General features: G+C 72.1%; 7 protein-coding genes. 1 reads left to right on the forward strand and 6 read right to left on the reverse strand.

Annotated elements, in window-relative coordinates; genetic code table 11:
- Positions 1-5: 5 nt before the first annotated feature.
- Positions 6-875 carry a PTS sugar transporter subunit IIA gene (locus WMF11_RS14015; RefSeq protein WP_437977817.1) on the forward strand — a complete coding sequence of 290 codons (870 nt, stop codon included), beginning with the start codon at positions 6-8 and terminating at the stop codon, positions 873-875.
- 38 nt (positions 876-913) lie between these two features.
- On the opposite strand, the gene WMF11_RS14020 is transcribed toward WMF11_RS14015, so the two are convergent.
- The 6 genes from WMF11_RS14020 to WMF11_RS14045 form a co-directional block, all read right to left on the reverse strand.
- A complete protein-coding gene (locus tag WMF11_RS14020; RefSeq protein ID WP_437977818.1) occupies positions 914-2,053 on the reverse strand; it encodes a hypothetical protein in 1,140 nt (379 codons plus the stop codon).
- Between the two features lies 1 nt (position 2,054).
- The gene (locus WMF11_RS14025; protein WP_437977819.1) at positions 2,055-4,880 is read right to left on the reverse strand and encodes a TonB-dependent receptor domain-containing protein; all 2,826 of its coding nucleotides are present in this window, start codon (positions 4,878-4,880) and stop codon (positions 2,055-2,057) included.
- Positions 4,881-4,884: 4 nt separating this feature from the next.
- Complete coding sequence (locus WMF11_RS14030; protein WP_437552343.1) at positions 4,885-7,986, reverse strand: FHA domain-containing protein; 3,102 nt, start codon at positions 7,984-7,986, stop codon at positions 4,885-4,887.
- A 220-nt stretch (positions 7,987-8,206) separates the two neighbouring features.
- A complete protein-coding gene (locus WMF11_RS14035; protein ID WP_437552344.1) occupies positions 8,207-8,344 on the reverse strand; it encodes a hypothetical protein in 138 nt (45 codons plus the stop codon).
- A gap of 198 nt (positions 8,345-8,542) precedes the next feature.
- Entirely contained in the window at positions 8,543-10,657 is a 2,115-nt protein-coding gene (locus WMF11_RS14040) for a protein phosphatase 2C domain-containing protein (protein WP_437977820.1), read from the reverse strand.
- Between the two features lie 42 nt (positions 10,658-10,699).
- Positions 10,700-12,841 carry an FHA domain-containing protein gene (locus tag WMF11_RS14045; protein WP_437977821.1) on the reverse strand — a complete coding sequence of 714 codons (2,142 nt, stop codon included), beginning with the start codon at positions 12,839-12,841 and terminating at the stop codon, positions 10,700-10,702.
- Positions 12,842-12,850: the final 9 nt, after the last annotated feature.

The raw sequence follows: 12,850 nt of genomic DNA on the forward strand, positions 1-12,850 counted from the left end.
GCCCCATGCCAGTGATGTCCGACGCTGACGGCGCCGCGCGCGCCCGCGCGGTCGCCGAGTTCGGGGCTACGCTGCGGCTCCTCCGCGTCGAGGCGGGCCTGAGCCTGCGCGCGCTCGCGCACCGCATCGGCGTCTCCAGCGCCTACCTGAGCCGCGTCGAGCATGGGCACGACGCCATCCCCACGCCCGACCGGCTCACGGCGATCGCGGGCGCGCTCGATCTCCCGCCGGCGGTGCTCCTCGAGCTAGGCCACCAGGTGGAGCCGCTCGTCTCCCGCTACCTCGACCGCGTCCCGTCGGCGAAGGCGCTCTGCGTGGAGCTCGCGCGGCGCAACCTCACCGGCCCGCAGCTCGCGCGCGTCAAGGCGTTCATCGACGCCGAGTTCCCGGCGAGCGCGGCCTTCGGGGGGCGGCCCGCGCGGCGGCTCTGCGAGCTGCTCACGCCCGAGCGCGTCGTGCTGCACCTCTCGTGCGCGGACATCGAGGACGTCATCGACGTCGCGGCGTCCCGGCTGGCGCCTCCCGGCAGCGTGCTCGCGGCGAGCGCGCTCGCCCAGGAGATCCTGCGGCGCGAGCGCGAGTCGCCCACGGCGCTCGGCAACGGCGTCGCGGTCCCGCACGCGATCGTCCCCGGCGCGTGCCTGGCGGCCGCGCTCGCGACGCTGGCCGAGCCGCTCGCGGTGCCGACGCCGGGCGGGGCGCCGCTCCGGTTGTTCGTCGTCCTCGTCTGCGCCGAGGGGGGCCGCGCGCACCTCGAGCTGCTCGCCCAGGCGGCCAGGCTCGCCAGGCTCGGGGCCGCCGACGCGCTGTGCGCAGCCCGCGACCCCGCGCAGCTCATCGACCAGCTCTCGCAGATCGAAGCGGGCTGCGGCTGATCGCCGCGGCCCCCGCCGCGGCGGCCGATGGGCCGCCGTCACTCCACGCGGACGAGGCGCTGCACGACGGACGAGCCGCCGCGCGCGTCGCGCAGGACCGCGGTGATCGTGGCGACGCCCGGCTCGGCGGGCGGGATCCACCTCACGGCGTGATCGCTGATGTACCCCTTATTCGCGTCGCTCACGAGCTTGATGCTCCCGTCGAGATCGCCCAGATCGGCGAAGTAGTCGACCCAGACGATCTCCTTCAGCGCCTGCTGCTGCGCGCTGGGATCGTCCTCCGCCACCGTGTCGGGGTCGACGATCGCGTCGAGCTCGTAGGCGTCGCACTCGACGAACGGATCCTCCGCGCTGCAGCCGGCTTCGCGCCGCGCCTCCGCGCTCACGCGGCAGCGCGAGACGGTGGGGATGTCGGCGAAGTCCTCTGGCAGGGGCTCGCCGTCGAGCGTGAGCCCCTGCATCTCCGGGTTCGCGTTCTCGCGACCCCCCTCGAAGGCGTAGATCTGCGTGTAGCCGGGCACGAAGCTGTCCGGGCCGAGCCGGCGCCCGCCGCTGAAGCAGGCGGCGGGGAACGTCCCGGCGCGGCCGGTGCCCTGGTCCTCCACGAGACCGAGCTCCCCGGTGCAGGCGACGAAGAAGACGAACGCGCTCCCGAAGGCCGGACCCCCGGTGGTGGGCGGCGTGCGGCCGGTGAGGATGTCGTCGCTGATCGTGATCGTGTACGTGTCCCCGAAGCCGGGGCGCACGCCGTTGAGGTCGGGCAGCGGGACCGTCGGGTCGCCTCGCTCCACCCACGCCTCCATCTCGGAGGCGATGCCTTCGAGCTGCGCGTAGCAGCCGTAGTAGTCGTCCCCGACGGGGTTCTCGCACCCGCCGAACCAGTAGACCGAGACAGGGCGCGACCCGTCCTCGGGGCCGCCCAGCCCGTCCTGGTAGTGGATCCGGAAGGTGACCTGGTCTCCGGGGTTGGCGTACGGCTTGTCGGCGACCACCGCGAGGACGCGGAGCCCGCTCACGAGGCTCGGCGCATCGAAGCCCGCGACGCACCCCGAGGCGATCGCCGGCGACGCGATCGCCGCGAGCGCGAGCGCCCCCAGGACCGCGCGCCGCCACCGGCGCCCGCGGCGCTCGGGACGCTCGCGCTTCGCCGCGCCGTTCATCACCTGCGCCCCGCGCATCTCAGAACTCTCCTCGCATCCCGAAGCTCGGCAGGATGGGCAGCCCCGTGACGTACTGTCGGGCTGTGTAGTTGTAATTGTACTGAATCGCCTCGCTGTTCGCGTTGTTGTAGACGTTCTGCACGTCGAGGTAGGCCGAGAGCCGCCAGGTCTTGAACTTCCACGTCTTGTCCAGGCGCAGATCGAGCTGGTGGAACGCCGGGAGCCGCTCGCTGTTCGGGCCGGAGAACGGGATGGGCGTATACGTCCCGGTGGGCGCGTAGAAGAGCGCGTTGGTGCGGTACGGGTCGCAGCTCTGCTCGTTGACGTTGCACACGTTGGGCGTGACCAGGTTGCCGGAGACGAGGCGGAACCGGGCGCCGAACTCCCAGCCGTCGCCCAGGCGGTAGCTGCCGAGCACGGTCAGGATGTGGGTCTGATCGAACGGGACGAGCCGCTCCGGCTCGCCGGGCTCCGGCACCCGCGTGCTGCGGGACAGCGTGTACGCGGCCCAGCCGAAGAAGCGATCGTCGGGCTTGTACTTGAGCAGGAACTCGCCGCCGATGACCCTGCCCGATCCGACGTTCTGGTAGTCGAGCTGGATCGACCCGGGTCGGTTCACGCCGACGACGAGCTCGTCGAGCTGCTTGTAGAACCCCTCCGCCGACGCCTCGATGTGCCGGGTCAGCTCCTGCTCGACGCCGGCCGCGTAGTGCAGCGCGCGGGTCGACTTCAGGCCGGGGTTGCCGAGCGGCGGGATCACCTCCTGGAACTGCGGCGGCTGATGGAACACCCCGAGGCCGCCCTTCACCGTGGTCCGTGGGAACCCGGGGACGACGTCGAAGCGCCCGTTCACGCGCGGGCTCACGGTGACCTGCTGGTTCAGGTCCTGGTAGTCGACGCGCAGGCCCGGGACGATCTTCGCCCGAGGGGTCGGGGCGAGCTCGAGCTCGGCGTACGCCGCGGGGTAGAAGAACTCGCCGTCGCGCGAGACCTCCTGGAGGGTGCGCGTCGAGAACGGCTGGTTCGGCGGCTCGCCGGGGCGGTTCGGCCCGGGGGCGCGGAGGTTCACGGCGTAGAGGCCGGCGAAGACGTCGAGCCCCGCGTTGAACACCGTGCCCTTCGAGACACGCCGCGCGTACTCGAGGCGGCCGGAGATCGTCTTGAGATCGAGCTGGAAGTAGATCGGCCCGATCCCGAAATCGGCGTCGTCGCGCGCGATCGCGAGCACGCCGTCGAGCCGGTCCTTGTCGGTGAGCTCGTGATCGTAGCGGAGCTGCAGCCGCTGAAACGCCGTGTGCAGCCCGACGTTGCCGGAGAGGGCCGGCTCGTTCGGCGCCGGGTCGCTGAGCAGCAGCTCGAGGGCGTCGTCGGAGCCGAAGAACGTGAGGCGGAGCCGCGCGGAGGGCGTGGGCTCGGTCTCGAGGAGGACCTGGTAGTCGTAATAGACCGGCGCCTGCGTGACGCCTGCGCCCGCGGCCTCGAGCACGGGGCCGAACGACTCGCCGATGTAGCTCCGCCGTCCTGCCACCATGAAGCGGGTGTTCTCGAGGAACGGCACGGGGCCCTCGAGCAGGACGCGCGCGTCGATGAGGTCCATCTGCGCCAGGCCGTGGAGCTTGCCGTCCTCCTTGGGGGAGCGGAGGGCGACGTCGACGATGCCGCCCTGCACCCGCCCGTACTTGGCGCTGAAGTTGCCGGGGTAGAAGTCGATCCGATCCAGCATCTCGGTCGGCACGACCGAGGAGAGGCCGCCGAAGTGGTAGATGAGCGGCACCTGCGTGCCGTCGACGAAGGTCTGCGTGTCCTGCGGGCCGGAGCCGCGGACGATGAGCAGCCCCGCGATGCTGGGCGGGCGGGCGACGCCCGGCAGGTTCTGCAGCGAGCGCAGGGCGTCGCCGTTCGTGCCGGGGATGCGGTTGATCTCGCGCTGCTCGATCGTGCGCTTCGTGACCTCGCGCGGCGGCCGCTTGCCGCGGACCGTGACCTCGAGGCCGTCGCCTTGCGGCAGGAGCCGGTACTTCACCTCGAGCTGCTCCCCGGGGGCGAGCGCCTCCTCGACGGAGAGCGGCTCGAAGCCGGGCGCCGCGATGGTGACCTGGTAGCGCCCCGGCGGCAGCGCGGCGAAGGCGAAGGCGCCGCCCTCGTCGGTCGTGAGCCCCGGCGGCGCGGCGGCCGTCGCTGCGCCCGCGCCCGCGCTGGCGACGCGCGCGACCGAGACGGTGGCGCCTGCGAGCGGGACGTCGCCCCCGCTGGCGAGCACGGTGCCGCGGAGGCTCTCGGCGGGCTTCGCGGGCTCGCCGGCGGCCGGCGGCGGCGAGGCCGTCTTCAGGGTGAACGAGTAGCGGTACAGGATGCGGGCCGGGGCGGGGGTCCCGTCGGCGCGGCGGGCGGGCTCGAAATCGAGCTTCTGGGCCGCGGTGAGCGCCGACTCATCGAACCCGTGCCCTGCGCTCTCGACGACGACGGCGTGCTTCACGCGCCCGTCGCGGTCGATGTCGAGCTGCAGGGTGACCGACGCTTCGCGCCCCTGCTTCTCGGCCTCCGGCGGGTACTCCGGGGGCGTGTAGTTGAGCGCCCGCGGCGGCGTCGCCTTCCCCGCCGGCGCGGCCGTGGAGGCAGGCGGCGTGACGATCGCGCCGCCCGGGCCTCGGGGCACGGCCGCCCCGCCCTCGGGCGCCTGCCCCTCTTGGCCTTGCTGCTGCGCCCGCGCCGGGGAGGGCGCGAGGGCGGCGAGCAGCGAGAGGAGCGCCGCGGCGGCCGGCCTGCGGTGGCCTCGCGCGCGCGGGCGCCGGCGCGGGCGCCGGTCAACGATGCGGATGGAAGCGGCGGGCTCCTGCGCGGTCACGACGTCACACCGGGTCGCGCCGCTTGAGCACCGCGCAGAGCGTGACGAGGATGATGAAGGTCATTCCGGCGAGCACCGCATAGGGCATCCAGGTCTGATCGTACGTGGTGAAGCCCCACGCGCCCGCGTAGTTGTCGGCCGCCATCTGCGCGATGGCGCACTTGAACTTGCCGCCCTCGATGAAGTCCGCGGCGCTCGTGTCGGTGCGGTGCAGATCGATGACCCACGCTGGATCCTCCGCGGTCGCGAGCCGCTCCGGCGCGATCGCCCCCTCGAAGCCCCAGCGCGCCGGGATGATGTACATGAGCGGCCGGAGGTGCGGCACGGTCGTCATCGGCACCATGAGCCCGCCGAGGACGACCTGCGGGATGAGCGCGATCGGCGTGAGCGCCATCGCCGCCTCGGACGAGGCGACCACCGTGGAGAGGAGGAGCCCCATCGCGACGGCGCTGAGCGAGGTGGCGGTCAGCGCGGCGAGCTGCATGCCGAACGCCTGCATGCCGCCGTGGAAGCCGAGGGCGAAGAACACGATCGCGAGCAGGACGGTGCACTGGACGAGGCAGAAGCCGGCGAGCAGCAGGTACTTGGAGAGCACGTAGTTGACGAGCCCCAGGTTGACCATGCGCTCGCGGAGGTAGATGGCCCGCTCGCTGACGATCTCGCGCGCCGCGTTCGAGGTCCCGAACCAGACCGCGGCGACGACGAGGAAGAAGATCGCCGCGGTGTGGTCGGTGGTGACCTCCATGCCCTTGATGACGTCGGTGCTCTTGTCCGCGCCGCCGGCGCGGCGGCCGAGCTCCTGGAGCGCGCCGAGGCACCACGCCGGGATCGCCTTCTCCTGCCCGCCGAAGACGATCGCGAGCAGGATGCCGATGATCGGGGCCTGGAGGAGCATGATCAGGGTGCCGCCGATGTCGCGCTTCTTCACCTTGAAGTAGCGCGACAGGAGCAGGCCGAGCTGCCCCTTGGTCGTGGCGCGCCCGGCGGGGATGCCGCGCTGCCCCTGGCCGGTGCCGATCTCGCGCCGGCCGGAGTACATCCGGCGGTACGTCGGGTTGCCGTCGCTGAAGAACTCCTTGCGCCACTCGATGGCGGCGAGCTTCCTGGCGTCGCCGCGCGACGCGTTCGGGTTCCGCGCGCGGAGCTGATCGAAGATGGGCCGCTCGCGGAGCGCGAGCATCTCGAACATGTCGCGCGGGTTGTCGACGTCGTTCTGCTGGCCGTGCCGCTCCTTCCAGCTGCCGAAGAAGCGGTACGCGTCGGGCCGGGTCGGCCCGAAGAACATCGGGATGCCGCCGTAGCCCAGGATGAGCGCGTGGCTGAACTTCTCGAACTCGTCCTTCGCCGGCTGGTGAATCGTCATGATGATCGTCTTGCCGGTGGCCTTCGTGAGGTCATGCAGCAGGCTGATCAGCGCGGTCGTGTCGTCGGCGGCGAGGCCCGAGGTCGGCTCGTCGAGGAAGAGGATGACCGGATCGGTGACGAGCTCGAGCGCGATGTTGACGCGCTTGCGCTGCCCGCCCGAGAGGATCTTGTTCTCGGGCTTGCCGATCTGGAGGTTCTTGACGCCCTCGAGGCCGAGATCCTTGATGGTCTGCTCGACGCGGGCGTCGATCTCGGCCTCGGTGTAGTCGGGCGGGAGGCGGAACTTCGCGCTGTAGCGGACGGCCTCGAAGACGGTGAGCTCCGGGTGGACGAGATCGTCCTGCGGCACGTAGCCGATGGATCCGCGGAGCGTGTCGTAGATGTTGTAGAGGTCCTCGCCGTTGATGCGGACGACGCCGCTCGTCGGCGGCAGGTAGCCGTTCAGCGTGAGCAGGAGCGTCGTCTTGCCGGCGCCCGACGGCCCCATGAGCGCGATCATGTCGCCCGGCAGCGCCTTGAACGACACGTTGTCGAGCAGGGTCTTCTGCTCGTTCGGGTTGTCCCGGTCGGGGACCTGGAGGGCGAGGCTCCACGCCTCGATCTCGTAGAGCGGGCGCCCTGCCCACCGATCGGCGGAATACTCCTCCTGGACGACCTCGACGGCGCCCGCGCCCCCCATCTCGATCTGGAGGGGCATGGGCCCGATGTAGATCTTCTCGCCGCTCTGCACGGCGATCTTCTGGCCGGGCGCGATGCGGTTGCCGCGGACGTAGGTCCCGTTCGCGCTGCCGCGGTCCTCGACGTAGAGCTGCCCGTTGATCGAGTGCAGGAGCGCGTGGTGGCTCGACACCTGGGGGTGGGCGAGCACGATGTCGTTGTCGGGCGTGCGGCCGATCTTCTTGACGTTCGATCCGCCGCCGGAGAAGTCGAGCTGGCCGAGGACCGTCTTGTTCTTCCGCCCGGGCGCGCCGGCGGCGGGCACCGAGGACGCCGCGTGCGCGGGCTGCTGCGGCGGCGCGTAACCGCCGGCGACGCCTGGCGGCGCGTGACTCACGGCGCCGGGCTGCTGCGGCGCGTAGCCCCCGGCGCCGGGCTGCTGCGGCGGCGCGTAGCCGGAAGCGGCAGGCTGCGGCGGCAGGACGCTCGCCGCGGGCGGGGCGCCGGAGGCGGCCGGCAGCGCGGACTGCCGGGCGGCCTGCGCGAGCTGGACGAGCAGGCTGATCTGGACCGGGACGGGCCCGAAGGCGATGGCGCCTTGCGGATCGATGGGCGTCGGCGAGCCAGCGGCGATGCGCTGCGCGCCCACGTACGTGCCGCTCGTCGAGTTGTGGTCGATGACCATCATGCGATCGAGCGTGACGGTCGCGTGCTGGCTCGAGACGCTCGGGTGCTGGAGCACCAAGGAGGCGCGCCCGGGGTCTCGTCCGATCACGACCTGGCCGGGCGCGGGCGCGAGGTTCCCGGGCGACGCCAGCATCAGCGTGATGGCCGGATGGTTCAGCGGGACCGGCGTCTGCGCGACCACGAACTGGGTGCGGAAGTCGAACGGGACCTGCTCTCCCGGCGAGAGGGGCCGCCCGTTCGCCGACGCCGGCCCTTGCCCGCAGGAGAAGAGCAGCTTGCCACCCCCCTGGTTGACGATGCGCGCGTGCTCGGGCAGGACGCCGGGAGCGACGAGCACCACATCGCAGGTGGGGGCGCTGCCGATCGTGATGCTTTGTTTGCCTAGCCCCGGGATCATGCGGGCCGCGTTTCACCACAGGCCGTCGGGGAGGGCAAGGGAAGAGGCGCGTCCCGTGCGCCGCCTCGCGCCGCGCTGGCGCGGTGCCGCTCGCGGGAGAGGAGCGCGCTTCTGCACGCGCGCGGCGGTGGGCGCCGTTCGGCGGAGGCTCTCGCCCGCTGGACGAACGGAGTGTCGGCGCGGAGGGGCGTGACTTCCGGGAACCACGTGGTTCAGCGGGTCACAGATCGAGCAGCATGAAACCGGCGCGGGCCTCCTCGAGAGAGGGTGTACGGGTCGACTCCGGCACCTCTTCTTCCAGATCCTCAGGCGCGCCATCCATGTCGTCGCCGTGCTCGAGCTCTTGGTCGCCAGGCATGGAGGGACCTCCGGAAAATTAGGCTAATCCGGAATCCGATCTTTCTTCAATCGCATTCCGCGAGCGGGGCCGTTGCGCGGTGGTCATCTGGGTCGAGTGAGCCGAGTGAGCCGAGCTCGGTCCTCGTTCTCGTCTCCGTCGCGGTTTCCGCTCATCCGTGCGGGGCGGTGGGTGGGGGCGGCCTTTTCCGCTTCGCGCTCAGCTGCCGAGGAGCTTCCAGAGCAGGAAGACGACCAGCACGAGGATCACGGCCGAGGCCGAGGCGATGAGGGCGATGTAGACGCCGCGCGGGGCGCGCACGGTGCTCGGCACGCTCGATGCCCCGGAGGACGAGACGGGTCCGGAGAAGCTCGGTGCTGGCGCGGGGCGCGGGCCGGTCGCGGCGTACGCGTGAGCATGCAGTGGCGCGGGCGCGAGGTGGGGGGGCGGGGCGGCGGCGACCGGGGGACCACCGGGCGCTGCTGGGTTGTGCCCCGGGAAGGCCACCGAAGGCGGCGGAACATCCTGCTCGGTCGCGTGAAGAGGCGCACCATAGGCGGCGCCGACGTGAGGCGGCGCGCCGTAGGCGGCGCCAGGATGGTGCGGTGCGCCGTAAGGGACGCCAGGAGGGGGTGGCGCGCCGTAGGCGGCGCCAGGAGGGTGCGGAGCGCCGTAGGGGACGGCGGGGTGGGGCGGAGCGCCGTAAGCGGCGCCTGGGTGAGGCGGCGCTCCGAACGAACCAGGCTGAAGGGCCGCGACGCGGCCCATCGGAGCCGGCGCAGGAGCGCTCAGGGGAAGGGGAGACAGCACGGCGGGCGCGTCGGGCGCGTTCGGGTAAGCCACCGGGGGATGGGCGCCTGGCACGGTTGGAGGCAGCGCCAGCGCGGAGTCCATCGGCGTGGGCGTCATGGCCGACCCGCCGTCGGCCGCCGTGGGGCTCACGGCCTTCGCGCTGGGGGCAGCGGCCGGAGCCACGGGAGGCAGCTCGTCGGTGGCCGTGGGGCTCACGGCCGGCGCGCTGTCGACGGTGGTGGGGCGAAGCGCCGGCGCGCCATGGGCGGCGCTCGGCGCGACGGCCGGCACGTTGTCGGTGGCCGTCGGCGCGACGGCCGGCACGTTGTCGGTGGCCGTCGCGCCGACGGCCGGCACGTTGTCGGAGCCGGTCGAGGCCGCGCTCGCCGCGGAGCGGGGGGACGCTGGACGCAGCCCCGGCGCGCCGGTGGAGCCAGCCGGGATCACGGTGACGGCGTCGCTGGTGGACGCAGGGCGCGGCGTGTCGGGCGAGCCCGTCGGGACCACGGTGATCGCGTTGTTGATGGACGCCGGGTACGGCGCCGGGGCGTTTCCCGCGGCCGCCGCGCCGCTCGCTGCCGCAGGAGCGCCATGGCCGTGGGGGAGCGGCGTGCTCGTGGCGAGCTGCTGGCCGATCGCCGCCGCCTCGGACCGGGTCATCGCGACGGTCTCCTGAGGGCGTGAAGCGCGCGCAGGATTGACGCCGTCGCCCGGGCCAGCCGCCCCTGGTGGCCCGTGCGCGATGGTCAGCGAGCGGCTGCCCGTCTCGAGCACCCGGACCATCTGGACGGTGATGTTGTCGTGACCGCCGCGGTGGTTCGCGAGCTGCACGAGCATCCGGCACGCGTGATCGACCGAGCCCGATGCGAGCGCTTGCCGCGTGCACCCGAGGATGTCGCCGGGGAGCACGAGATCGGTGAGCCCGTCGCTCGACTGGATCAGCACGTCTCCCGGGTAGAGCTCCATCGGCTCGGGTCGAACCTCGACCTCCACCTCCGGCCTCATCCCGAGCGCGCGCGTGATCTTGTTCGCGTCGGGGTGGCCGATCGCCTGCGCCTCCGTGATCATGCCCGCGTCGATCATCCCCTGCACCATCGAGTGGTCGCGCGTGAGGGGGTAGATCTGGTGGCTCCGGATCACGTACGCGCGGCTGTCGCCGACGTGCGCGACGTCGATGCCGCGATCGTGGAGGACCATCGCGACGACGGTCGAGCCAGGCCGGACGCGGTTCTCCGGCGGCCCGCCCAGCTGGTAGACGCGGCGCCCCGCTTCCTCGATCGCGGCCTTGAGGGCCCCGCTCGGATCCACGGTGGCGGGCGTGCGCTCGATCATCTCGAAGATGGTCGTGATGGCGGTGCGGCTCGCCTCGCTGCCGCCATAGTGTCCGCCCATGCCGTCGCACAGGACGCACAGGTAACCGAACTTGGTCTCGGCGTAGCCGCAGGCATCCTCGTTGACCTGCTTGTTCGGGTCCCGACCAGCATCGCTGGCCTGGGCGAACTCGATCTTGAGGTGCGGGGAGGACTCGGTCGGGGGCATCATGGGGGGGCGTCGCTCGGGGCGCGAGAACGGGCCCCGGACACGCTACTCCAAACGGACGCTGAACTCGACGGGGCCGAACCGCAACGACGCGCCGGGTGGCACGAGCGTCCACACGGCCGCGGCGATGCGCTGGCCGTTCACGTAGGTCCCGTTGTTGGAGTTCTCGTCCCGCACGAACAGCTGGCCGGCCTCGAGCTTCACGCTCGCATGGGTGCCGGACACGCGCGGCTCCGACAGCGCGATCAGGCACGAGGCGCCGTCGCGCCCGGCGCGCACCTCGGCGCCGGGGTGCACGGTGAAGATGCCCGCCGGGCCCGAGAGCGTCGCCCGGCTGGCCCCGCCCATGGGAGGGCCCATCATCGGCCCGCCGCCATAGCCGAAGTCGCCCGGAGGCGGCGGCGCGGGGGCGTAGGGCGGAGGCGGCCCGCTCCCGGCCACGATGGGCCTCGGGGGCGCGGCCGCCACCGTGCCGCCGCGTCGCTTCCCGCCGCCGCGGAAGATGGAGACGAGGAGCAGCACGATGACGACGCCGCCGAAGGTCACGCCGCCGATGAGCAGGTACGGCAGCGGCGCCTCCTTCGCCTTCAGCGTGACGATCTTGTCGGCCGTGACCGCGCTCGTCCGCCGCGCCTGGTTGTCGTAGATGATGAGGCGCGCCGTCATCTGGTCGCCCTTGCCGACGAGGAACTTGTCGGTGTCCGGGAGCTCGAACTCGACGACGCTGTCGCCGGCCGAGACCGCCTTGCCGCGCATCCCGCCCTCGATCAGCGTCCGCTGGGCCTTCTTCGCGTCCTCGAGGCTCCCGCCCTGCAGCGACTGCGGCGCGGCCTGGTTCTTCGGGACCATGTAGATCTCGGCCCGCTGCGCGTTGCCACCCCAGCAGAAGTTGCCGAAGATCTTGACCGTGCCGCCGGGGTAGATCGGCGTCTTCTTCGCCGCGCGGTCGGTCGCGTCGCGGTCGATGTCGAGCGGCCACGCGGTCGGATCGATGCCGACGGGGACGTTCTGGAAGGTGGCGTCGCCCGCGATCGGCGGATCCGTGTTGATGAAGGCGAGCTTGAACGTCTGCGTGATGCTCGGCGCGACGCACGAGACCCGCCACTTCACGATGTGCATCTTGTTGAAGCGGGTGCGGATCGCGTTGACGATGTTGGCCGCGCGCCGCTGCTGGCCGTCCCGCACCACGCTGAAGAAGCCGCCGATCTCGGTGTTCGCCATCCCTTCCATGAACTCGCGGGCGTTCGCCGTGAACTCCTCGACGAGCTGGCTCGGGAACCAGATCGAGATGACGGGCACCGGCGTCTTCGGCAGGACGTCGTTGTTCTCGGGGAACCGCCCCTTCGTCAGGTACTCGCGGAGGAGGTTCGACGCGGCGGCGGTCGAGCTGGGATCCGCGCCGGCGGAGCCGTTCGAGAGGACCACCATCGCCTGGTGCATCGGCACCTGGACGCCCTGACCTGCGTTGCCGAGCTCCTTGAACGCGTCGGTCGCGGCGTTCTTGATGATCGTGAAGAGCGGGCGCGTGCGGCCCTGCGTCGGGTAGGTGCGCGCGACGCCGGCGATCGCCTGCGCCGCCGCCTGCTTGTTGCTCACCCACTTCGAGTCCTCGACGATGCCGCGATCGTTGAAGAACATCACGTCGACGATGTCGTTCGGCTGCATCGCGTTGACGAACGCGCTCGCGACCGCCTTCGCCTCGTCGAAGCGGTTGCCCATGCTCGACGCGGCGTCGATCAGGATGAGCCACGCCGTCCCGACGCCCGGCTGACCGGCGCTGTCGCCCCACCGCGCCTTCGACTCGAACTTCGCCGGCAGATCCGTGCCGTCGACCGTGACGGAGAGGATCGCGTTCTTGTCCGGGAAGTCGAACGACGAGTAGAGCGCCGACGGCTGCTCGATCGCATCGGCGACGCAATCGAGGTTCGCGTTGCCCGTGAGCGCGGCGCAGTTGCGGGTGAGGTCGCTGAGGCGCTTGTTCTGCACGACCTCGAGCACGGTCGTGAGCACGGGCGAGCCGTCCACGGTGCTCGCGCGCGGGTCGATGCGGAGCACGTGCGCCTCGGGCGCGGCCTCGGCGCGGCGCTGTCCGGCGAGGAGCGCGAGGACAGCGGCCGCGAGCGCGAGGAGCCTCGCGCAGCGCAGGGCCTTGCCCTCGCGCCTGCCGCGACGGGCGGAGGCGCTCATGGAGTGGAT

It is taken from the genome of Sorangium sp. So ce295, from assembly GCF_051527405.1.
In the GTDB taxonomy this organism is placed as follows: Bacteria; Myxococcota_A; Polyangia; order Polyangiales; family Polyangiaceae; genus Sorangium; species Sorangium cellulosum_B.

Coding starts and splice junctions, on each gene's coding strand:
- WMF11_RS14015 (WP_437977817.1), top strand. CDS start 6: ATGCCAGTGATGTCCGACGCTGACGGCGCCGCGCGCGCCCGCGCGGTC.
- WMF11_RS14020 (WP_437977818.1), bottom strand. CDS start 2,053: ATGCGCGGGGCGCAGGTGATGAACGGCGCGGCGAAGCGCGAGCGTCCC.
- WMF11_RS14030 (WP_437552343.1), bottom strand. CDS start 7,986: ATGATCCCGGGGCTAGGCAAACAAAGCATCACGATCGGCAGCGCCCCC.
- WMF11_RS14035 (WP_437552344.1), bottom strand. CDS start 8,344: ATGCCTGGCGACCAAGAGCTCGAGCACGGCGACGACATGGATGGCGCG.
- WMF11_RS14040 (WP_437977820.1), bottom strand. CDS start 10,657: ATGATGCCCCCGACCGAGTCCTCCCCGCACCTCAAGATCGAGTTCGCC.
- WMF11_RS14045 (WP_437977821.1), bottom strand. CDS start 12,841: ATGAGCGCCTCCGCCCGTCGCGGCAGGCGCGAGGGCAAGGCCCTGCGC.